Origin of the sequence: Priestia sp. JSM ZJ58, assembly GCF_044383985.1 — a bacterium.
Lineage (GTDB): Bacteria > Bacillota > Bacilli > Bacillales > Bacillaceae_H > Priestia > Priestia zanthoxyli.
Genome location: NZ_JBISEM010000001.1, coordinates 974,470 through 996,889, shown reverse-complemented (window position 1 = coordinate 996,889; position 22,420 = coordinate 974,470). Strand labels below are relative to the sequence as shown.

22 protein-coding genes and 1 riboswitch are annotated in these 22,420 nt (G+C 39.9%); of the genes, 8 read left to right on the top strand and 14 right to left on the bottom strand.

All coding sequences use genetic code 11. The annotated features are described in order from the left end of the window. Window positions 1-104 precede the first annotated feature (104 nt). Window positions 105-1,277 (top strand): hypothetical protein, encoded by a 1,173-nt coding sequence (locus tag ACH6EI_RS05065; RefSeq protein ID WP_223546227.1) that lies wholly within the window; start codon window positions 105-107, stop codon window positions 1,275-1,277. Window positions 1,278-1,327: 50 nt separating this feature from the next. Here ACH6EI_RS05065 and ACH6EI_RS05060 read toward each other — a convergent pair whose 3' ends face one another. The 4 genes from ACH6EI_RS05060 to ACH6EI_RS05045 all read right to left on the bottom strand — a co-directional run bounded on the left by ACH6EI_RS05060 (window position 1,328) and on the right by ACH6EI_RS05045 (window position 7,268). Continuing rightward, complete coding sequence (locus ACH6EI_RS05060) at window positions 1,328-2,761, bottom strand: amino acid permease (RefSeq protein ID WP_028415010.1); 1,434 nt, start codon at window positions 2,759-2,761, stop codon at window positions 1,328-1,330. A 230-nt stretch (window positions 2,762-2,991) separates the two neighbouring features. Next, complete coding sequence (rocF, locus tag ACH6EI_RS05055; protein ID WP_034270538.1) at window positions 2,992-3,891, bottom strand: arginase; 900 nt, start codon at window positions 3,889-3,891, stop codon at window positions 2,992-2,994. Between the two features lie 391 nt (window positions 3,892-4,282). Then, window positions 4,283-6,361: a gamma-glutamyltransferase gene (gene ggt / locus ACH6EI_RS05050; protein WP_028415011.1), complete on the bottom strand. Its 2,079-nt coding sequence runs from the start codon at window positions 6,359-6,361 to the stop codon at window positions 4,283-4,285. A 409-nt stretch (window positions 6,362-6,770) separates the two neighbouring features. Continuing rightward, a complete protein-coding gene (locus ACH6EI_RS05045; RefSeq protein ID WP_028415012.1) occupies window positions 6,771-7,268 on the bottom strand; it encodes a tetratricopeptide repeat protein in 498 nt (165 codons plus the stop codon). Window positions 7,269-7,441: 173 nt separating this feature from the next. Between ACH6EI_RS05045 and ACH6EI_RS05040 the strand changes: the two genes are divergently transcribed. Then, the gene (locus ACH6EI_RS05040; RefSeq protein ID WP_016765201.1) at window positions 7,442-7,528 is read left to right on the top strand and encodes a YjcZ family sporulation protein; all 87 of its coding nucleotides are present in this window, start codon (window positions 7,442-7,444) and stop codon (window positions 7,526-7,528) included. A 188-nt stretch (window positions 7,529-7,716) separates the two neighbouring features. On the opposite strand, the gene ACH6EI_RS05035 is transcribed toward ACH6EI_RS05040, so the two are convergent. From ACH6EI_RS05035 to ACH6EI_RS05020, 4 genes are all read right to left on the bottom strand, one after another. Beyond that, window positions 7,717-7,797: a YjcZ family sporulation protein gene (locus tag ACH6EI_RS05035; RefSeq protein WP_016765202.1), complete on the bottom strand. Its 81-nt coding sequence runs from the start codon at window positions 7,795-7,797 to the stop codon at window positions 7,717-7,719. A gap of 327 nt (window positions 7,798-8,124) precedes the next feature. Further along, complete coding sequence (locus tag ACH6EI_RS05030) at window positions 8,125-9,444, bottom strand: TrkH family potassium uptake protein (RefSeq protein ID WP_028415013.1); 1,320 nt, start codon at window positions 9,442-9,444, stop codon at window positions 8,125-8,127. Between the two features lie 3 nt (window positions 9,445-9,447). Continuing rightward, window positions 9,448-10,107 carry a potassium channel family protein gene (locus tag ACH6EI_RS05025; protein ID WP_098999628.1) on the bottom strand — a complete coding sequence of 220 codons (660 nt, stop codon included), beginning with the start codon at window positions 10,105-10,107 and terminating at the stop codon, window positions 9,448-9,450. A 124-nt stretch (window positions 10,108-10,231) separates the two neighbouring features. Then, window positions 10,232-10,376: riboswitch (cyclic di-AMP (ydaO/yuaA leader) on the bottom strand. A 115-nt stretch (window positions 10,377-10,491) separates the two neighbouring features. After that, window positions 10,492-10,950, bottom strand: coding sequence for a carboxymuconolactone decarboxylase family protein (locus ACH6EI_RS05020; RefSeq protein WP_108674284.1), 459 nt, complete (start codon window positions 10,948-10,950; stop codon window positions 10,492-10,494). 120 nt (window positions 10,951-11,070) lie between these two features. Here ACH6EI_RS05020 and ACH6EI_RS05015 point away from each other — a divergent pair, with 120 nt between their 5' ends. Continuing rightward, entirely contained in the window at window positions 11,071-11,526 is a 456-nt protein-coding gene (locus ACH6EI_RS05015; RefSeq protein WP_028415016.1) for an Lrp/AsnC family transcriptional regulator, read from the top strand. 288 nt (window positions 11,527-11,814) lie between these two features. On the opposite strand, the gene ACH6EI_RS05010 is transcribed toward ACH6EI_RS05015, so the two are convergent. Beyond that, window positions 11,815-12,717: a peptidyl-prolyl cis-trans isomerase gene (locus tag ACH6EI_RS05010; RefSeq protein WP_108674285.1), complete on the bottom strand. Its 903-nt coding sequence runs from the start codon at window positions 12,715-12,717 to the stop codon at window positions 11,815-11,817. Continuing rightward, a complete protein-coding gene (locus ACH6EI_RS05005) occupies window positions 12,714-13,988 on the bottom strand; it encodes a S1C family serine protease (protein ID WP_028415018.1) in 1,275 nt (424 codons plus the stop codon). The genes ACH6EI_RS05010 and ACH6EI_RS05005 overlap by 4 nt, the downstream gene beginning before the upstream one ends. 222 nt (window positions 13,989-14,210) lie before the next feature. Here ACH6EI_RS05005 and ACH6EI_RS05000 point away from each other — a divergent pair, with 222 nt between their 5' ends. Both ACH6EI_RS05000 and ACH6EI_RS04995 read left to right on the top strand, forming a co-directional pair. After that, on the top strand, window positions 14,211-14,882 hold the full coding sequence (locus ACH6EI_RS05000) for a response regulator transcription factor (RefSeq protein ID WP_028415019.1): 672 nt from the start codon (window positions 14,211-14,213) through the stop codon (window positions 14,880-14,882). Next, the gene (locus ACH6EI_RS04995; RefSeq protein ID WP_028415020.1) at window positions 14,879-16,228 is read left to right on the top strand and encodes a sensor histidine kinase; all 1,350 of its coding nucleotides are present in this window, start codon (window positions 14,879-14,881) and stop codon (window positions 16,226-16,228) included. Before ACH6EI_RS05000 ends, ACH6EI_RS04995 begins: the two co-directional genes overlap by 4 nt. A gap of 35 nt (window positions 16,229-16,263) precedes the next feature. Here the strand turns inward: ACH6EI_RS04995 and cuyA are convergent, their stop codons facing one another. Then, the gene (cuyA, locus tag ACH6EI_RS04990) at window positions 16,264-17,256 is read right to left on the bottom strand and encodes a D-cysteate sulfo-lyase (protein ID WP_108674286.1); all 993 of its coding nucleotides are present in this window, start codon (window positions 17,254-17,256) and stop codon (window positions 16,264-16,266) included. A 150-nt stretch (window positions 17,257-17,406) separates the two neighbouring features. On the opposite strand from cuyA, the gene ACH6EI_RS04985 reads away from it, so the two are divergent. From ACH6EI_RS04985 to ACH6EI_RS04975, 3 genes are all read left to right on the top strand, one after another. After that, on the top strand, window positions 17,407-17,925 hold the full coding sequence (locus ACH6EI_RS04985; protein WP_028415022.1) for an acyl-CoA thioesterase: 519 nt from the start codon (window positions 17,407-17,409) through the stop codon (window positions 17,923-17,925). Between the two features lie 74 nt (window positions 17,926-17,999). After that, window positions 18,000-18,680, top strand: a complete 681-nt coding sequence (locus ACH6EI_RS04980; protein WP_028415023.1) for a GntR family transcriptional regulator — start codon at window positions 18,000-18,002, stop codon at window positions 18,678-18,680. Continuing rightward, window positions 18,677-19,618, top strand: a complete 942-nt coding sequence (locus ACH6EI_RS04975) for a DMT family transporter (protein WP_108674287.1) — start codon at window positions 18,677-18,679, stop codon at window positions 19,616-19,618. Before ACH6EI_RS04980 ends, ACH6EI_RS04975 begins: the two co-directional genes overlap by 4 nt. Window positions 19,619-19,659: 41 nt before the next feature. On the opposite strand, the gene ACH6EI_RS04970 is transcribed toward ACH6EI_RS04975, so the two are convergent. The 3 genes from ACH6EI_RS04970 to ACH6EI_RS04960 all read right to left on the bottom strand — a co-directional run bounded on the left by ACH6EI_RS04970 (window position 19,660) and on the right by ACH6EI_RS04960 (window position 22,313). Continuing rightward, window positions 19,660-20,238 (bottom strand): suppressor of fused domain protein, encoded by a 579-nt coding sequence (locus tag ACH6EI_RS04970; RefSeq protein ID WP_013084584.1) that lies wholly within the window; start codon window positions 20,236-20,238, stop codon window positions 19,660-19,662. A gap of 224 nt (window positions 20,239-20,462) precedes the next feature. Next, the gene (locus tag ACH6EI_RS04965; protein ID WP_099331236.1) at window positions 20,463-21,563 is read right to left on the bottom strand and encodes a M24 family metallopeptidase; all 1,101 of its coding nucleotides are present in this window, start codon (window positions 21,561-21,563) and stop codon (window positions 20,463-20,465) included. Between the two features lie 75 nt (window positions 21,564-21,638). Then, window positions 21,639-22,313 (bottom strand): hypothetical protein, encoded by a 675-nt coding sequence (locus ACH6EI_RS04960; protein ID WP_033579911.1) that lies wholly within the window; start codon window positions 22,311-22,313, stop codon window positions 21,639-21,641. Window positions 22,314-22,420: the final 107 nt, after the last annotated feature.

The following is a 22,420-nucleotide window of genomic DNA, read 5'->3' as shown; positions in this document are numbered from 1 at the left end:
TAATTTTCATAATTGGAGAAACTTTTACACGCCTTTCTTCATGGAAAGCTGTACGCTTAAACTACAAAATAAATATTAACTTTGAACTAAAAGGTGAAGAAATGATGAAAAAAAAATTAGCCGTTATTAGTACAGCTTGCTTACTTATTCTTGCAAGTGACCCCATCTCTTCTTATGCTACTCCTGATTCCCCGGATTCCTCTTCCGATGTTTTGGACCAGTCAACGGACGTGGATACAACTGAAGATGTAAAAGCTATTTTTGACTCTCTCTATCAAGAAGGCTATTCGCTCGGAGAAGAAGATGGATACGCACAGAAAAAATTCGAGCAGTTCGATCAAACAACAGGACTGGACAAATCTTCTGAAGAATTCACGTGGTTTATGATGGGGTATACGGTAGGATATAAAAAAGGACAGCAGCAAAAAGAGGAAGAACTCAAGACTGAACAAGAAAATGAAATGGCTGCCGGCGAAGAGGAAGGCTATCAGCAAGGCGTCCTTGATTACAAACATGCTACTATTCAATCGGAAATCGACCCTTTCCCTTCTAAGTCATCCGACTGGAATAAAGGTTATGTTCAAGGCTACAAAAAAGCTATTTCTTTAATGGACCTATCTGTTAAAGCAAAAAAAGAAGGCTATGAACAAGGTCTTGAAAATGATTCGATGAGTGTTCCCAGCATGTATGATGATGAGGATGTCACACGTCAGGCTTTTACAGAAGGCTTTGAAACCGCTCAAGCCGAAGTACTGAATCAGCAAAAAAAGCAGTTTGAAAAGCAAGGCTACGTACAAGGCTATCACGACCTTCCACTCGAAGTACCTGCAGAAGCAGAGGGCGAATTGCAAACAGCCTTTGAACAAGGATATGAAAAAGGACAGAAACAAAAACAAAAAGACGTAAAAGCAGATGGATACGACTCAGCTTTCACTTATCAGACCTATAGAGCGCCTAAAAGTCTTCAGGACAAGCCTCAACTAGAAAAATGGTACAAAGCAGGTTTTTATTCGAATAAAGATGTGAAATCTTTACAGCAAAAAGCTTATAAAGACGGCTGGAAACTAGGAAAAGAAATGAGCGTTCCGAAAAAATACAAGCAAAATAAAGCTGCGGTGGCGATGTACAAGAAATATTTTGAACAAGGCCAAAAAAAGCAGGATAAAACAGTGAGTCATATCCTGCTCGGCAGCGGTATCGTTCTTACACTGCTTGCCCTTATCACGCTATGGAGACTTCGCCGCCGTAAAAATGAAGATACAACACTAGATAGCTAAAGACAAGTACATAAAAAACCCGAAAAATCATGATTTTTCGGGTTTTTATGTTAAATAATCATTCGTTTATTTTCCGCAAGCTGAACTTCTTGCTCCTGTTTTGACTGATTTTGTTTTCGAATTTTCAAATAATAATAAACATAACAGCCTATAAAGAAGATACCTCCGCAGTATAACGCCATTCGCTGCTCAGGATCAAACGCAAGACTGATCATAACAATACAGTTCGTAATAAGCGCTACGATAGGCAGAACCGGATAAAGAGGTGTTCTAAATTTCAGATCTTCTACTTTTCCACCTTTAGCCACGTAAGCACGACGGAATGCAAGCAGTGAAGCTGTAATCGCAATCCAGCCAATTTGAGCGCCAAGTCCAGCGAGTGAAATCAGCCATACGAAAACGGTTTTAGCTGCCACTACGCTTGAAAGCAGCGAAAAGCATGAAATCACAAGCGTAATTAATAGTGCATTAAACGGTACACCTCTTTTGTTGACTTTTCCAAGCGCAGGACTTGCCATTCCTTCTCTTGAAAGAGAATAAAGCATACGTGTAGCCGCGTAAAACCCAGAGTTTGCGACTGAAAGAAGAGCTGTTAAAATGATAAAGTTCATAATATCCGCCGCGTAAGGTACACCTACACTATCTAACACAACAACAAACGGGCTTTCTACAACGCCTGCTTTTTCACGAGGAATCATGCTTGCTAAGACAAACACGGATAAGACGAAAAAGAAAAGCGTACGCCAAACCGTTTGCTTGATCGCTTTTGGAATTGTTTTTTCCGGATTTTCACTTTCTCCCGCCGCAATTCCAATCAATTCTGTTCCTTGAAACGAAAAGTTCACCGTAATCATTGTAATCAGTAAAGCCGTTACACCGTTTGGAAACAGCCCTTCGGCAAAGAAGTTTGATAGAAGCGGTGCTTCCTGTCCGCTTTTCATATCAATAAGTCCAAACATTGCCGCTCCGCCTACCACAATAAACATAATGATGGCGAAAATTTTAACGCTTGAAAACCAAAATTCTGTTTCACCAAATGCTTTGGCTGAAAGTGCATTTAGTGAAAAAATTAACGCTCCAAAAATGGCGCACCATAACCAAACGGGCGAGCCTGGGAACCATCTTTGCATTAATTGTCCGGCAGCTAAAAACTCAAGTGCCACCGTTACTGCCCATCCTAGCCAGTACAGCCATCCAATCGCAAAACCTGTTGCAGGGCCGATAAATTTAGTGGAGTACGTTTGAAACGATCCTGCAACTGGCATAGCAACGGATAATTCTCCAAGACACAGCATCGTTAGATACATAATGATCCCTCCTACTAAGTAGGAAATCATTGCTCCCATCGGACCTGCTTCATTGATGGTATAACCTGAACCAAGAAAAAAACCGGTACCAATACATCCTCCTAGTGATATCATAAAAAGATGCCTTGTTTTCATCGTTCTTTTTAATTCTCCTGGCTGTCCCTGTGGAATATTCATCCCATTTCCTCCCTTTGCTGCACAAAAATGAAATCGCTTTCATTTTTTTAGGTTTATTTTGTTTTTATAGCCGCTTATTAGGCAGCTCTTCCTGACTGAAGTCAATTGGTGCCGGATGATTTTCAAATGGCGCCACCCCCGTAACGAAGATGGCAGCCGCTTAGTCCTGCATGACCGTTTCTTGGATCACAACAGATTTTCTCCACACGATACCTGTAAGTAGCTTTTTCCTATAAAAGCTTATCGCCAAACAATGAACTCATTAACGCAACCGCTACTTCTGCAGTTTTGTTATGCTGATCTAAAATGGGGTTCACTTCTACAAATTCAGCAGATGTCACCATGTCTGCTTCCGCTAGCATTTCCATTGCTAAATGACTTTCTCGGTAGCTGATGCCGCCTTTTACAGGTGTACCTACGCCTGGTGCATCATCTGGATCTAAGCCGTCTAAGTCCAGCGACAGGTGCACACCGTCTGTACCGCTTAAATAATCAATCGTTTCTTTCATCACTTGCGTCATACCTAAACGATCAATTTCATGCATCGTATACACTTTAATTCCTTTTTCTTTAATTAACTCTTTTTCACCATCATCTAGTGAGCGTGCACCGATAATAACTAGATTTTCAGGTTTAATTTTTGGTGTATACCCTCCAATATTTAAAAGTACAGGATGTCCTATACCCAGGCTCACCGCTAACGGCATGCCGTGAATGTTGCCCGATGGAGATGTTTCAGCGGTATTTAAATCACCATGAGCATCATACCAAATAACGCCTAAATTTTCTGAACCTTTCGCCACTCCTGCAAGCGTTCCAATTGCAATACTGTGATCTCCGCCTAATATTAACGGAAAGCGGTCTTGCTCTTTCACTTCTTCAACTCTTGCAGCAAGCTGTTCATTTCCGCTGGCTACAGCCGCTAAGTTTTTCAAATTCGTATTTTTATCCACGTCTGCCCGTTCTTTAATCTCTACTTTAATATCGCCTTCATCATGTACGGTATAGCCAAGAGCTTCTAAGCGTGTATTCATGCCCGCATAGCGGATTGCGCTCGGCCCCATGTCTACGCCCCTTCTTGTTTGCCCGTAATCCATTGGTACACCGATAATTGAAATTTCTTTTTTCATTTTCTATACCTCCGTTGCATGTTAGTCTGTGTGAAGTAAACATAGGCGTTTATTTAACTATGTATTTTTTCATTGATACAGCCCCTCATCTATTTCTTATGCAAAAATGATGCCAACTTTGTTTGTAGCATTCTATCAGTCTTTTTATCACAGTTTTTCTTACACATGCCAAAAAAACTGTCGATTTCTACAACTTTTTGGCAAACTACGCAAATTTTTTTGTCGTTTGGTTTAAAATCGCCAATTTTATTTGCTTTCTTAAAAAGGAGTGAGCCAATATATAAATGAAACCTACGTTTACCATCGCAATAAAAAATCCGAACGCTTTAGATTCTCTATCAAGAATCAAACGCGTTCGGATCTTCCTTCAACTAAGCTACTTTTATCCCATTTAATTTGTAATAACGTCTCCGTCTTCATCATCGCCGGTATCGTTTTCACCAGGATCTTTTTCTAATGAGACTACTTTCTTTTCTTCATCCCATTTCACTTTGTAGCCAAGTGATTTGGCTACTTTGATAACCGATAAATAGGAGTGGTGATTTGGCTTATACAGCTTTAAATCACTCGAATCAATGACGCCTAATCCTAGCAGCAGGCGGTCGGACTGAACGTAAGGCTTTCCATCAATCAGTTTTACTTGCTTATCAGTAAATGGATACACGGCACGGTTGACTTCGACCGTAAACTCTCCTTTTTTCTCTTCTTTAATTGGTTTTGGCTGTTTGGATACATATTTAATTGCGTCTACTCCTAATACCGTGCCTTGGCGCGTATTATCAGCACCTCCGTACATTTTCCCCGTTTCATAGTCATAGATAACCGCTTGGACATTTCCAATATGCTCTGGCTTTTCTTCAAACGCATGTCCTTTAGCCATCATTTCAAGGAGTGTATCTTGGCTAAAACCAGGTTCCCATCTTACGGTTGGATAGCCGCTTGAATAAATACGAGGCGTTAAAATCGCTTTTTGAATCGGCATCTTATGGTCAATAACATTCATAATCGTTTCTGCTACAGACGCAATAATGGTTGGGCCTCCCGGTGAACCAATTGCCATGAACGGATTTCCGTCTTTTAACAGCATCGTTGGAGACATGCTGCTTCGAGGGCGTTTTTTAGGCTCAACCTGGTTCACGCCTCCCGGAGTGGCATCAAAATCCGTCATTTCATTGTTGAGCATAAATCCGTAGTCAGGAACCATAATTCCTGAACCAAAAACTTGTTCAATGGTAGTCGTGTAAGAAACCATGTTTCCCCATTTGTCTACAACAGAGAAATGAGTCGTTTGGCCGATTGGATTTTCTTCCGTTACCGTTGCTTTATTTGGATTTTCTTTTCCTTCATATTTCCAAGGGTCTCCTTCTTTAACATTAGGCGTTGCTTTATTTGGATTAATTAATTTACGACGTTCTTTAATATAATCTTCATCTAACAGGCCTTTTTTCGGCACTTCGTAAAAGTCTTCATCTGCCATATACGCCGCGCGGTCCGCAAAAGCTAAGTGCATCGCTTCCGTTAAATGCTGCAAATACTGTGGCGTATTGGAACCCATTTTTTCTACATCATAACCTTCCATTAGCTTTAAAATTTGCTGCACGGTTAATCCGCCGGAGCTAGGAGGAGCCGCACTAACCACATCGTAGCCTCGATAAGTTGTTTTGACCGGCTCGCGTTCTTTTACAACATAATTTTTTAAATCATCCATGGTCATGCTTCCATCGCGTTTTTGAACTTCTTTAACAAGCGCTTTTCCAATTTCTCCTTTATAAAGAGCGTCTGACCCTTCTTTTTGAATAAGCTTTAATGTTTTCGCAAGATCAGGCTGAACAAGCTTATCTCCTTCTTTTAACGGCTTGCCATTCGGTACAAATACATTACCGGCCGTTTGGTATCTTTCAAGCTTGTCCGCATTTTCATCGATATACTGAGCCATCGACCAATTCACTTTAATTCCTTGTTCCGCTTGAGTAATAGCAGGTTTAATAACATCTGATAAGTCCATGGTTCCATAATCTTCAAGGGCTGTTTCTACTCCTTTTAACGTACCAGGAACTCCAACTGCTTTTCCTGTTATGTGACGCTTACTGAAAGGAATGACTTTTCCTTTTGAATCTAAAAACAGCTTAGGCGTGACATCAGCCGGTGCCATTTCACGGCTGTCTAGCATCGTAATTTTATCTTTCTTTTTTTCATAAATCATCATAAAACCGCCGCCGCCGATACCAGACATCATCGGTTCCACAACGTTTAGAGATAGTTGAATGGCCGCTGCCGCATCTACAGCGTTTCCGCCTTCAGCTAACACTTTCCTCCCCGCTTCAGCAGCCAGCGGGTGAGATGCCGCTACAATTCCTTGTGTAGCACCCCGTTTCATTGAATGGTCGACACCCGGAACTTCAGCAGCAGCTGGTGTGACAACTAAACATAAACTAAATAACGTAATAGCCAACATCTTCATAACCTTCATCTGGGTCTCCTCCTTCAAATACATTATTTCACATCGCCTGAGACGATGGATTTCACGAAGAATAAATTGGTTTATTATGATATTTTTTACATATGCGTATAAATAAAAAGCAAAGTAAATCATACCTTTGCTTTTTTAGTTAATCGCATGTTTAACTTTTCTCTCTATTCATTTACAATTATCTATATTTTCTAACAATTTATCCATAGGCTGATAGTTTCTTACTATTTTTGGAACTATGTAGACTGAACGCTCTAATAATGTAGAAAATCTAGCAGTTAAGAAGTCGTTCGACTTACATGCACTTCTTAAATTTTTTATAAATATTCTTATTGTTATATAAAAAGCAATCCTTTATGAAAATCAGCATACGTTTTCTGAAAATCAAAAATAAAACAGGACTTTAGATTCATCGTCCTGTTTGGAGCATGTTTTCGACTTTTTTAATGTCCGCGTGCGTAGGATTGATTTCCCGAGCATAGGCGATTTGTTCTTTCGCTTTTTCCATTTCTTTTAATTGAATATAGGTTTTGGCGAGTTCGAGCGGCAGCATAATCCCTTCAAAACCAAGATCTTGCGCCTTCTGCAAATAAAACAGCGATTTTTCGTAATTCCCTCCAAACATAAGCGGAGTTTCCCGATATTTTATTCCTCGAACGAAGTGCGCCAAGCTTGAAGATGGATTTAATGTTAATGCCTGATGAAGAGCCCGGTCCATTTCTAAGTTCAATACCATTTTTTCAAAGATAATTGATTCTTCAATTTGCTTTGCTAAACAAACGGCTAAGTAACAGTACAAATCAGATGCTTGAGGTTTTTTCTTCATTTCTTGTTGAATTTCGCGCTTGATCTCTTTCCACTTTCCCTCTTCTAGCTGATTCATGACGTATTGTGCATGTATTCCCACCTGTTTGCCCTCCTTTTCCTCTTTATCATAAAGGATTTCTGCGCAAATGAAAAAAGTAAGTGTTCTTCATTCTTCACAAAAAACGTTACCATTAAAAAATAGGCAAATTTCTCAATCACTTAACCCAATTAGTACATAGGATATAGAGACTTTTATTAAAGGAGGTTACACATATGGGCGCAAAAGGCGGTTTTGGTTTTTCATTTATCGTTGTTTTATTTATCCTATTAGTAATCGTAGGGTGTTCTTGCTACTACTAATTTCTAGAGAGGATGAACATCATTCATCCTCTCCTATTTCAAAAAAACCATGCTTTCGCATGGCTACATACCGATTAGATGAATGAGTAGAGGAACTCATTGTTCGGCAATATTGAAGAAATTTTTGGTTTTTACTTCCGCCTAGTATGCCTTTTTTGAAGGGGACTATGCGCAAATAAAGTTAACGTTTAAAAGCGAAAGCCAGACGCACCTACAATAACAAGTAAAACAAATAACACAACGATTAACGCAAAATTTTGTTTTCCCACGTACCATCCCTCACTTCCTGTTATCTGCTTTTAGTGTATGCAACAGCTTGGCAAAATGTTTAGGACAGGGGTGCGGATTTTTCCAATGAGAAAAACCTTCAAATTTCGCCAAAAAAAGTGAATCATATTTTTGTTTCTTTCGTTATATATAGTAAGAGATTTTTTTACTATAAAAAAGGAGGGGCTTTAATGCGCCGACATTCCAAATTGCCCATTGTTCTTGTTTTTGCCTTCTTTTTATTCATCGCAACTGTTTTGTGCGTAACCTCTTATATGTCTTGAACGTATAAATAATATAAAAAAATCGCCTCATCGAAGGCGATTTTTCTATCCTAGCATTATATCTTCGTTTGGATAGCGAACGGCTTCACGCTTTTGCTTAGATAATGAAAACGCAAGGGTTAATGGCCCCACTTTTCCTAAAAACATGATAAAGATAATAATCACGCGTCCAAAGTATGAAAGCTCAGGAGTTGCTCCCATCGATAACCCCACTGTTCCAAACGCAGAAACCACTTCAAACATAATTTTTATAAACGGCAGGTTTTCTGAGATATTTAATAGAAAAATGGCCCCAAACACAAACATAATCGAAATCATCGTAATGGCTAGTGCCTTAAACACATGAAGAGGAAGAAGCCGTCTCTTTAACAGCACAATATCTTCCCTGCTTCGTAAAAATGCCCATACAGAAAAGACAATCACCACAAACGTTGTTAGTTTAATACCTCCTCCTGTTGACGCACTCCCTGCACCTATGAACATTAACATAACCATTAAAAATATGGTGGAATCATGTAGACTTCCTATATCGATACTATTAAAACCTGCTGTGCGTGTTGTTACCGCTTGAAAATAAGACGCCCACACTTTGTCTCCTAATGACAAACTTCCAAGTGTATGTGAATTGCCGTACTCTAAGAAAAAAATAAAAAGCATGGCAATCACGTTAATGGCAAACGTGCTGATAATCATAATTTTTGAATGCAGCGTTAGTTTTTTATACGATTTTTTTACCCACATATCAGCAAGAACGGTAAATCCTAACCCACCAATAATAAACAAAAAGGAAATCGTTATGTTAATAACGGGATCTCCTACATACTGAACTAAGCTGTCAGATAATAGTCCGAACCCTGCGTTATTAAAAGCTGAAATTGAATGAAACAAGCTAAAGAATAGCCCCTTAGACCATCCGAATTCCGGAACCCAGCGTATCGCTAAAAAGATAAGTGCAACAAACTCAATTAAAAATGAAAAGATAAACAGCCTTTTAACTAGCAGGACAACTCCGCCGACGCTCGTTTGATTTAATGCCTGCTGAACGAGCATACGCTCTTTAAATCCAATTTTTTTACCTAGCATCATAAAAATCAGCACGGCAAATGACATAATGCCAAGACCGCCTATTTGAATTAACAGCATAATAATCGTTTGACCGATGACGGTAAAACGCGTACCTGTATCTACGACGGCTAAGCCGGTCACTGTCATAGCGGAAGTAGATGTAAAAAGGGCGTCTACCCACCGGATTGGCTCAGTAGTAGAAAAAGGCATCATTAATAAAAGAGCACCAATAATAATTCCTCCGCCAAAAATGGAGACAAGCAGCTGCGGCGGCGTAAGCCTAACAATTTTTTTTTTCATAAGTTAAACTCCTTCTTCTTCAAAACGGTTTAAATCGCGATTATGTCCGATAACAATCAGCATATCTCCTTGTTCAATTGTTTCATGCGCCGTAGGCGAAATCACCATTTCCCCGTCTTTTCGCTGAAAACCGATAATATTACAGCCGTACTTTGCACGAATATTTAAATCAAACAGCGTTTTATTATGAAGTTTCTTAGAAGCGACAATTTCAACAATACTATAGTCTTTAGACAGTTCAATATAGTCAATAATTTTTTCTGACACCACGTGATGAGCAATCCGCTTCGCAATATCGCGCTCAGGATGAATGACTTTGTCCGCTCCTATTTTCTCCAGCACTTTTTGATGATACATATTCACCGCTTTTACCCATACTTGCTTAACGCCCATATCTTTTAAAAGCATCGTTGCAAGCACGCTTGCTTCGATATCGTCTCCAAACGAAATAAGAGCATGATCAACGTTACGAATGCCTAGCCCTTTTAAGCTAGCTTCATCAATTGCGTTCGCTTGCACGACATATGTAGCTGAGTTGCTATATTTCTTTACTACCTCCTGATTGCGGTCAATAGCGAGCACATCCACATCCAAATTAGCAAACTCTTCAACCAAACTGCCTCCAAAACGACCTAATCCCAATACAGCAAACTGTTTTTTCATAATGTATTTATTCCTTTCTTCAACTGCTGTGTGTTCTCTTAGCTTATACTTTTTCTAAAAAATTACATGTTTTTCTTAAAAAAAGCGCAAAAAAACACAGGAAGGCTCCTGTGTTTTTTCACACTCTTCCCCCTCAAAACGCTTGCGAAGTTAGCTGTCGGGTTCGGGTTTTAAGAGTAACCCTACCTTTTTAAGGATTCACCCCGGAGCACAATATGTGCGTAAATAATGGGTCCTCCGCTCCGTAATGGATTAAGCGATTTTTATTCAAATGTCTATGATCTATTTTTTAGAATAATCGATTCGATTCATGATACGTTTCACTTCACGAAAGCTATCTTACTCCTGTGGATTTTGTCTGTCAAGATATTTTTAGGGAAGACATCACTTGCGCTGCAAACTGCAAAAATCATATAAATCTAAACTGACAATCAGTTTGTGAAATTGATCAAACAAATTAATAACAGCCAAAAGCTCTAATAGCTGCGTATCACTGTAAAATTTCTTTAATTGATCCATATCAGCATCCGTCAAATCCCTTGGACGCACTCGGTATACATCTATAAATCGAAACAGCAGTCGATCTTTTTCTTCCAGCTCTTTTTCTCTTAACACTTTTTGATTAAGCGTCTTATCGCCTACATATGACATGCTCATACACGTCTCACAGCCGTTAACACCTGCTAGATAAAGCCTGATTTTTTCCTTAGTCTCTCTTTTTATTATATCACTGTTCCAAAGCTTGTCGTATAGCTCATCATACAACCTTTTTACATCTGGAATTAAATTCAGTGCTTTTTCAAAATTTGTTCCCTCTTCGTTTGTTAACAAAACTCTTGCCATTTTTTACTCACTCCTTTTTAATTATTATAGTAAGAAAAATGGAGATTTCAGATAACAAATAAAACATATTATCTGCTGTTACTAATCAAATGAAACATTAATATGAAAGAAGGTTTTCAATTGAAAATTGATGAAATTGATTTATCGATTTTGCAGGCACTGCAGCAAAACAGCCGTCTTTCCTTAAGAGAGCTAGGAAAACAAATTAACCTGTCTCCTCCTTCAGTGGCAGAGCGAGTAAGACAGCTAGAGAGCTTTGGTATTATAAAAGGATATACAATCGATATTGATTATGAAAAGCTGCAGTTGCCCGTCTCGTGTTTTATTGAAGTAACCATGAAAAACGGAGAGCACGAGCGTTTTAAACGATTTATTTCTCAGTATCCCTATGCTTTATTCTGTGAACGCATCGCCGGACAGGCTTGCTTCATTACAAAGCTTCAGCTTCCTCACCTGCACGTACTCGAGCAATTTATTAACGAAATTACACCTTATGCCAAAACGATTTCACACATCGCCCTTTCTCACGTGGAGATGTCTTCTGCATTATTGAGTCATTTAAAAGATGAAAAGTGATTGAAACATACGTTCACCGTACTAACGAAAAGATCCGAACGATTCATCGTTCGGATCTTCTTTCCACTAAACTACTTCTGTCCTAGCCTCTTTTATTCGTCCAAAAGCATAAAAAATAACCCTCCAAAGCTGGAGGGTATAAATTTTCCGAATAATGAAAGTTTTACAACTTCATTCTATCAGGTACCGACATTTCTGTCTACTTAAAAATGTAAAAGAGCTCTCTATTAATAGAAAGCTCTTTTACCTGCTTGTTTTTTGAAAACAATCAATCTATATAAAAGGGAACTACCTAAGGCTGAAAGTCACGTGAAACCTTGGCAGTTGATCCTGGATATACCGGTTGATATGATTCAAAACAAGTTCTTTCATCATTTCTTCTTTGACTTCTGATTCCGTTTTTTTATCTTTTTGTTTTAAAATAAGAATATAATAGACTTTACCCATTTTAATGGGCTTACTACACTCTCCGATGTGCTGTTTTTTTAAAACATCTATAAAAGAGGGAGATAGATTCGAAAGCTTTAGATTATCATCATTCTCTATTTTGCTGATGGTCTGGACATCAGCATATTTTTTTTGAACGTCTTGAAGCGATGTTCCTTTTTGCAGCTCAGCCGCAACGGTCTCGGCATCATGTAAAGTTGTAAAAGTTAGCTGCGAAAAAGATACGCGCGTTACATCGTTCTCAATACGTGTATAGTAAGCGTCTAGTTCATCAGACGTAATTTGTTTACGGAAATATTCTTCTAATTTAAACTGATTTATTAGCTGTTTAGTTACATCGCTAGAACGAATGTGCAAGACTTCATAGCCTTGTTTTCTTGTATCTTCGTCATATGAACGTTTGATTTGTTTCCACATATCCTCGACTTTTTTCTGTACCCTGTCACTTGTCTTTAGATGCGAAATTAAGATTTTTTGCATGACAAGCTGCCGCAACAACTCTTTGCGGTAGCTTGTATCATTTAGCGGCGCATCGGGATTTAAGAACCCTTCAACTGCTAAAAAACGATTGAATTCAGCTCCTGTCACCTTTCCTCCTTCATACGCTGCCACTTCTTTGGCAGAAGATAGCTGACTAATTTCTACAGAAGGAAACATCGTGTTTGAATGCTTCCCTCCGCAGCCTGTTAAAAATCCGAACGCTGTTAATACTGCTAGCAGCAGCTTTAACGGTGCTGAACTCATCCATTGTTATCCTGCTGCTCTGAAAGCTTCAGAGAAATAGTTTGTTTTTTTCCATTTCGGTACACGTCTAATTTTACCGTGTCTCCTACTTTGCGTTTTGTGTATAGATATTGACGTAAATCACTGGATGTTTTGACTTCATTTCCATCGATGGCAACAATCACGTCTTTTGATTGTAAACCAGCATCAGAAGCAGAAGAGAACGGTTCAACCGTCGTTACGACAACTCCTTCAGACGTATCGCTTGTTAGGCCTAGCTGATCTTGTTTTGTTGCAGCTGAAAGCTGACCTACATCTTGAAGACCTACCCCCATATATGGACGCGTTATTTTTCCGTTTTTCATCAGCTGTTCAATCGTTGGCTGCACTTCATCACTTGGAAGAGCAAAGCCGATTCCTTCTACATTGTCTTCTGAAATTTTCATACTGTTGATACCAACTACTTCACCGGAAGAATTGATCAAGGCACCGCCGCTGTTTCCTGGATTAATCGCCGCATCCGTTTGAATTGCATCTACGTTCCAATTCTCTGAAATAGGGACAGAGCGTTTTGCTGCGCTCACGATACCTTGTGTGACCGTACGAGAAAATTGTTCACCAAGAGGGTTTCCGATTGCAAGAACCGTTTCACCCGCCACTAAATCTGATGATTTTCCGAACTTCGCCACTTGTTCAACATTTTTGTCGGACATTTCAAGCACCGCTAAATCCGTTAGCGCATCAGCTCCCACAATTTTAGCTTTTTCTTTTTGCCCGTTTGAAAGTGACACTTCTACTTCGCTTGCGCCATCGATAACGTGGTTATTTGTTACAACGTATGCTTTTCCATTTTCTTTTTTGAAAATAACACCGGAACCCGTTCCTGCTTCTTGCGTTTGGGTATCTCCAGAAAATGGATTTGTTTGCTGCTGGATGTTGTTCACGCCTACAACAGCGGCTGATACTTTATTTACAACTGAAACAAGATCTGACTGATTCACGGTGGTGCTTACTGTTCGAGGCGTTGTGCTCGTTGTTGTTGCGGTTTGAGTCTGCGTTGTTTGATTCACTGTATGCGTATCCGCTGAATCCATTAACCCTAGCTGCGGAGCGCCGTATAGCACAATTCCTCCCCCTAGCACTGCTCCCGCGATGGAAGATGCGATCACTGGAAATAAGCGTCTTTTTGGAGGCTGTGATGATGACGCAGGCTGATACTGATCATAGCGCCGCTGGCGGTTTTCATATTCTTCTTTTCGTTCTTCCTCTCTTTCATAATCACGTGGATCCATGAAAATCACTCCTTTTAACGTAGCAAATTTTATGTTATCTATACTATAAAATAAAAGTTTGGGATAAGTATCAAAACAATATGTGAAATTGTGAAAAATTTCTTTATAACAGCAAACACGTAGTATAATAGCGGGTACATAAACCTTTAAAGAAACGCGCATAGATGGCGTAATATGCTTTATTTACCTTAATTTTCATATATTCAGAGGAAGGTGTCAAATTTGAGCTTTACACTATATTTAGTAGAGGATGAACAAAATTTAAACGAAGTTTTAACCCTTTACCTTCAAAAAGAAGGCTGGGACGTTCGCTCATTTTTTAACGGCACGGACGCAAAAGAAATGATTGCAACTCCTCCGCACCTGTGGATTTTAGATATTATGCTGCCTGATATTGACGGGTATCAGCTCATTCGCGAAATCAAGCAGCAAACGCCACATGTGCCTGTTATTTTCATTTCAGCACGCGATGCCGATATTGACCGGGTTCTTGGACTTGAAATGGGCAGCGACGACTATTTATCAAAGCCTTTTTTGCCTCGTGAACTAGTTATTCGAGCAAACAAACTGCTAAACCTCGTATATGGTTCCAATCAAAAGAAAACCGATACCATTACGCTGACTCCTTATGAAATCGATTTACATACGCGTACAGTCAGTGAAAATGGAAAGCCGATTGATTTGACGTCTAAAGAATTTGATTTTCTTGTCACTATCTCAAAAGACCTTGGACAGGCTTTTTCAAGGGAGCAGCTGTTGAATCTCATTTGGGGAGAAGATTATTTCGGCACAGACCGAGTGGTGGATGATTTAGTGAGGCGCGTGCGTAAAAAAATGCCGCAAGCACGAATTGAAACGATTTACGGATACGGATACCGGATGATGAAAGCATGAAAAACAAGTCGCTTGCATTTCAAATTTGGCTCGTCATCTCGGGTATTTTACTGCTCATTTCAATTTTGCTCGCTATTTTATTCCCAACGACGCTCAGGCAGTTCTTCACGAATGAAATTTATACCACTATTGAAAATGAACAGCATATTTTAAAAGAATACGGCCTGCCAAGCCGCTCAGGTGAATACTACTTTAGCAATGAAGACAGTGAACCAACGCTTGGCAATCGAACCGTGGATCATATTTTATTGCCTGAACATGCGGATATCTCTTATTTTTCATCACGGGTGTTGCCTCAAGACTTTTTGAGAAAAGCACAGGAAGATGCAATCAGTCAGCGGAAAATCGTCGCTCGCTATGAAAAAGATCTCGGCAACCGGACGCTTTTTTATGTGATTCGAAAAGTAAGCGTAAACGGACAGCCTGCTTTTTTACTTTCATTTTCGTGGGATACGTATCGCAACGCGCTCACTTCTACTCTTTTTAAACAGCTGCTTCTTGTCATTTCAATTGTATTTCTATTCAGCTGGCTTCCATCTATTTGGCTATCAAGATACTTAAGCAAGCCGCTTGTATCGCTTGAAAAAGATGTAAAAAAAATCGCCGAACAAAATTGGCATGAACCTGTTACAGTCAACCGTTCCGATGAAATCGGCAAGCTAGGCGCGTCCATCGAGCAAATGCGCAAAAGGCTCGTATCTAAAGATGAAGCACAGCAAACGCTGCTTCAAAATATTTCACATGATTTAAAAACACCGGTAATGGTTATTCAAAGCTACGCTCAGTCGATTCAAGACGGCATTTATCCAAAAGGTGATTTATCCCAAACGGTAAAAGTCATTGAAGATGAATCCAAAAATCTTGAGAAAAAAATCCGCGATTTGCTTTACTTAACCAAGCTTGACTATATGTCCACTCACCAGCTTGCACAAGACGACTTTGATTTTACTGCACTTCTTCATGAAGTAGTGGATCGCTTGCGGTGGAGGCGCCCTGAAATACAGTGGGAATTTGACGACGTAAATGCAACGATTAAAGGAGACAAAGAGCTGTGGACAAAAGTCCTTGAAAATGTACTCGACAATCAGCTGCGCTATGCTGATACGAAGGTTTCACTTTCACTTACTAAACACCAAACGAACGTTCAATGTACCATCAGCAACGATGGTCCGCCGATTGATCAAAGCGTGCTTCAACACTTGTTTGAACCGTTTAAAAAAGGAGCAAACGGTGAATTCGGTATTGGCCTAAGTATCGTAAAGCGTATTGTTACGATGCACGATGCAGCCATTACGGCTGAAAACACAGACGCCGGAGTGACGTTTTCACTTACTATTCCTATATAAACTAAAAAGGCAAGGGAGTCGACTCCCTTGCTTTTTTATGAAAAAACCGATGTATATGCATAAAGAGCTGGTGAACCCCCAGAGTGAATGAACACCACATTCTCATCTTTTTTAAAATAACCTTTTCGAATTAAATCAATCAGGCCGGCCATCGCTTTTCCCGTATACACAGGATCCAATAAAATTCCTTCCGTACCGGCCACAAGTTTGACTGCTTCCACCATCTCTTCTGTTGGAACAGCATAGCCTGGACCGACATATTCATCCATACAAACAATATCTTCTTTTTTAAAAGGCGTTTTGCTATGTAAATGATCATAAAGTTCACTCGTCAGCTTGGCAACTTTCATTTCTTGCTCTTCTTTAGCACGACTCACATTCATTCCAATAACAGACACCCCGCTTTGAAGGCCTTGAAAGCCTGCCACTAGCCCTGCGTGCATGCCTCCGCTTCCGCTTGTGCAAACTACGTGGCTAAGCTTTATTTGTTGCTCATAGCTTTGCATAAGCAGCTCCTGTGCGCAGGCAGCGTAGCCTGTTGCACCGATAACATTTGAACCTCCTACGGGGATTAGGTACGGCTTATGACCTTTTTCACTTAGCTCGCGCGCTACTTTTTCCATTTCCGCTGTCAAATCCGAACCTTCAGCGACAAACCGCATGTCATGAGCCCCTAATAAATGATAAAGAAAATAGTTTCCCGTCGGCTGATCACTTGCTTTATTTTCCCCTTCTTCTAATACGAGCACGCATTTCATTTGCTCTTTTACGGCAGCAGCAAGCGTCAAACGACAGTGATTGGATTGTATCGCACCGCACGTTACAAGCACGTCTGCCCCTTGTGCTTTTGCATCAGCTACTAGATATTCAAGCTTACGCGTCTTATTTCCGCCCCCTGTCAGTCCAAGCATATCATCGCGCTTCATATAAATTGAAGGTCCGTTTAACTGCTGAGATAAAACCGATAGCTTTTCTAAAGGTGTAGGGGAATCCGTATATTTTCTTCTAAAAAATTGCGTTAAGTTCATGCTCTCATCCTCTCTTTCATATTTGTTCTATTTTACCATATAGAAGCTTTTGAAGAGCTTTTTACGAAAGGGCTTTCTATAACTTGTATACATAAGAACAAGTAGTCAACATACATTAAACCATATAAACAGTTTGAAGGAGTGTTTTCAATGAGTGAAAAAGCAGTACTTTGCAGCGTCTCACGAGTAGTCAAATCACAGCACATTTTTCCAAATGACCTAAACAATCACCACACCCTTTTTGGCGGCAAAATTGTCGCTGACATGGACATGACGGCTTCTCTTTCAGCAGCTAAACATTCCAGAAAGTCGTGTGTTACAGCTTCCATTGATCATGTTGACTTTATCGAGCCCGTCACAGAAGAAGATTTTATTTCATATGAGGCATTCGTTGTTGTCACAGGAAAAAGTTCCATGATTATTTTTGTTAAAGTCATTGCCGAAAATTTGTTAACGGGCATTAAACGTATTGCTGCTACTTCTTTTCTTACCTTCGTCGCATTAGAAAATGGGAAGCCTGCTCCCGTTCCTCAAGTTATTGCTCAAACTGAAGAAGAAAAAAGCCTTCAAAAAGTAGCTCTTGAACGAAAAGAGTCCAAAAAAACGCAGGTTGAGCACAGCAAAGCAATTGCGCGCATCTTATCTAAATCTTTGCGCAGCAGTAATTAAGCTCTTCATCTAAAAAGCAGCTGTCTGCTTTTTAGACGAAGTTTTTTAATTTTCACATTGTTATTTAATGTGATATGCGATATATTGGTTTTATGAAAAATAACATTCAACCTCTCAAACGACTTTCCCTACGGGAGGAAGTCTATCAAACACTTAAACACAATATCGTTATGCTTGAATTTCAGCCGGAACAAAAGCTTCAGGATAAAGAACTGGCTGAGCAATTTGGAGTTAGCCGCACTCCTGTTCGAGAAGCATTAAAAAGGCTCGAAGATGAAGGCCTTGTACAAACGACACCTGGTTCTTCTACAAAAGTGGCTCCATTAAACCTTGAGGAGGCAAAACAATCCTTTATTGTCGTCGCAGCTCTTCATGCACTTGCTGCTAAGCTGGCTTGTACTTCGTTACAAGAAGAAGATATGGGCGAACTAATCAAACATAATCAATCTCTAGAACATGCAATCAAAACAAGAAATGTACTGAAAGCGATCGAAGCGGATGAAGCATTTCATTCCGTTTTTTTAAACCGGGCGAATAATTTAGAGCTAGAACGTGTTGTAAAACAAACAAGCGCCAAAATTCAACGTCTGGAAATCGCTCGCTTTTCTTCTCTTGCTAGCCTTGCTTCCGTTGATCAGCACAAAGAAATCATAAATGCTTGCCGTCAAAAAGATTCCGCACTGACATCACAGCTTGTCGAAACAAACTGGCTGACACTAGGTGAAGCGCTGACAAGTGAGGAGGAAGCAAAGTGAAGCCTCTTTTATTAGGCGTTGCTGCATCATTCTTTTTTGCTTTTACATTCGTTTTAAATCGAGCGATGGATTTATCTGGAGGCAGCTGGGCGTGGAGCGCATCTCTACGCTATTTTTTTATGGTACCTCTTTTGCTTATGCTTGTTTATTTTTGGGGTGGCATCAAACCTGTGGTGGCAGAAATAAAAGCCCAGCCGCAAAAATGGCTGCTATGGAGCACGGTCGGATTTGGCTTATTTTACGCTCCTCTTTGTTTTGCTTCCGCCTACGGTCCCGGCTGGCTTATTGCAGGAACTTGGCAAATCACGATTTTATCGGGGTCTCTCCTAGCTCCTTTGTTTTACAAGGAAGGAAAAAAGCGAGGAGCCATTCCTTTCAAGCAGCTAGGTTTTTCGCTTATTATTTTAATAGGAGTTGTGCTCATGCAGCTTGAGCATGCGACTGAACTGTCGGCGGCTACTGCCTTGCTTTGTACGATTCCCATTTTAATTGCGTCTTTTGCGTATCCGCTTGGCAACCGTAAGATGATGGAGCTGTCGTCGCTTAATACGTTTCAGCGCGTGCTTGGAATGACGCTTTCAAGCCTGCCGTTTTGGATTATTCTTTCTGTCTATGCCTACTTGACCGATGGACTACCAAAACCAACTCAGATGTATCAAAGCAGTTTAGTTGCTTTACTTTCAGGAGTGTGTGCAACGATTTTATTTTTTGCGGCAACTGACCTTGTGAAAAAAGATTCTCACAAGTTAGGTGCAGTTGAAGCTACACAATCGATGGAAGTTTTATTTGCCCTGCTAGGAGAGGTCTTCCTTCTATCAAGTCCTTTGCCATCGATTCTTTCTTGGGTTGGAATGGGAGTTATCGTAGCAGGCATGGTGCTTCACAGCTACCAAACGAGTCATAAAAAAGCTATACCTCAAAAAGAATTGACCTACTAATCAATAACAAAAAAGAGCGTCTCAGTCGGCGCTCTTTTTGTTTATACAACAGATCTTCTTTCTAAATTGAAGACATTAACCTGCTCAGCATCAAAGCGGCTTAGCAACGAATCTACTCCGTACTCAAGTGCAAAAGCACGTTCATTTTCTGAAATCGGAACGGCCTGCAGGAACGTTACTTTTTTATCAGATAGTTCAATCGTTGAAAAATTATCCCATAAAAACGGCGGAATCAGCAAAATGTGCTGCATATGAAAGCTGTCATCAAGGACTGCAATAACGTCTTTATAAATAGCTCCTGGGAAAATGGAGACATGAGATTTCATCATATGGAAAATACAGTTTGCTAAAATAGCAGAATAAATACCGAACTCCTCATGACATGCCCCAACAATTTCAATTCGAAGCGGGATCCCTCCAACTGTATAACCTGTCGGACATTGATGTCCACCGAGCGTTGCATACGCGGTTACGTCTTGACGCGGATGATTTTCACATGCCACAACGTGAATACCATGCTTTTTTCGTTCATCTGAATAATCTTCAATTCGGTCCTTTTGACCAAATACATCTATTGCTTTATGTATAATTAATTCTTCATCTTTTGTAAAATTACTCATAAAAAACCTCCTTGCTTGCGACCTTAAAAAGTCCCCTACTGTACAGCATATACTACCGCACTCGCTTACGATATAGTTTTTAGAAAATGTGATAGAAATGTTATCGTTTCGTAACATACTATGAAATTGTCTCAAGAAGCAAACAAGAAACCTTAACCAATTTTTTCTTTTCCCATAAAAAAATAGAGCCTGCACCATGGCAGCCCCTATTTTTTGTGACATTATTATGAAATAATTTGTAATTCTTTTGGGTACTTCGTTAACGTTTCGTATCCATCTTTTGTGATGATTACATCATCTTCAATACGCACGCCTCCGAGTCCTGGAATATAGATACCCGGTTCAATCGTATACACCATGCCTTCTTGAAGCACATCATCATTGTTGCGGCTCATTGAAGGAAACTCATGCACGCTGATACCAAGGCCATGACCAAGACGATGCAAGAAATACTCTCCATACCCTGCTTCTGTAATAATATTGCGTGCTACCATGTCCAAGTCGCCAATGCGAGTGCCAGGCTTGGAAGCTTCAAGAGCTGCCTGCTCGGCGCGCTGTACCGTTTCATAGATTTCTTTTTGCTTATCATTAATCGACTTGTACGCGACTGTACGCGTAATATCTGAACAGTATCCATCTAGCACTACACCTAAATCGAAGAGAACCATATCTCCTGGCTTTAACGTGCGAAGACCTGGGTTCCCGTGCGCTTCTCCCGTTTTTTCACCAAATAACACCATCGTTGAAAACGACATCTCACGAATTCCTTTTCGCTTTAGCTCGTATTCAATTTTAGCCAGAACATCCATTTCCGTAACGCCTTCTTTTAAGGCAGCTACGCCTACTTCTACGCCAAAATCAGCTAATGCAGCTGCCTTTTGCAGAATCTCAACTTCACGCTCATCTTTAATTAAACGCAGCTGATTTAATTTCTCTTCTGCTCCGACTAGCTCAGCATTTGGATATAAATTAAGCAGTTCTTCAGCTCTCGCATACAGCAGCTGCTCTTTCTCTACAGCAACTTTTTTCACATCCATTACGTTTCGTTTATGTAAAGCTTCTTTAATAAGTTCCCAAGGATTTTGATGGTCTTCATATCCGATCACGTCAAATTTCCAGCCGGCTTCTTTTGCTTGACCCACTTCCATTGATGGACAAACAAGCATCGGCTCCGCTTCATTAAATAAAAATAAACCAAGCAGACGCTCATGCGGATCCGTGTGAAATCCAGTTAAATAAAATACGTTTTCAGTTGACGAAATAAAGGCCATTTCTACATTCTTTTCCTTGAGCCATGATACGACTTTTTGCAAACGTGCTTCCATTAAAAAAACCCCTTTCATTGTGCAATATTACTATTATAACATAGTTATTTAGCAATATTGTACAATGAATAGAGGTTAAGACAAAGCCGCGTGAAGAGTAGTAAGCTGCTCTTTAATCGCTTTTCGCTGAATACTTACTTTCATCAGCCAGCCATTTTCTCCGTATCTATAAATAAATTCGTACGTACCTTTAGGAAAATATTCTTTTACCAGCATGTCTCGGTTTTCAACAAATCCCGGATCGCCAATAAAATAGTTACCTTCTTCAAGCGGGAGCTCATGAACTTTTTTTTCTAGCTGCTTCTCTTCGTCTTCGTCATCATCTATCACAATGTGAAGACCACCTTCATCACGCACAACGTCAAATTCACCGTTTTGTTCAAGCTCAAGCACCGGTACCACCTGTCCATTTACCGTTAGCAGCTGCTTGGTTCCTTCAAGGACCTGGGACCAATGATCATCGTATAAAGTAGAAGAATAAAAAATATAGCCCTGAGATTTATATAATAAAAGCAGCTGTTCAAAATGATTTTTCACTTGTTCTTTATCAAATAGAATAACAAAATGCTTTCGATAGAAAAAACTTGTAAAAGGCAGAATAGACGATTGATTAAGCTCTCTAATTATTTCAGCACTATCCTTACCTGAAATAATAGCTCCGGTCAATTCCCCCGCGCCATAAGGTTTCCAATGACTTAACGCCGCTTCTGGAATCAGCACAAGGTTCGAAGATGACACATATATACTCATTCGCTTCACTCCTTTTTTCTACACTTAGACCTATATTTAATTCTCAACAAACAGAGACTTTTCTCTTATTCCCTTCTTAAAAGACAGAACTTTTTCCCTAACTATGA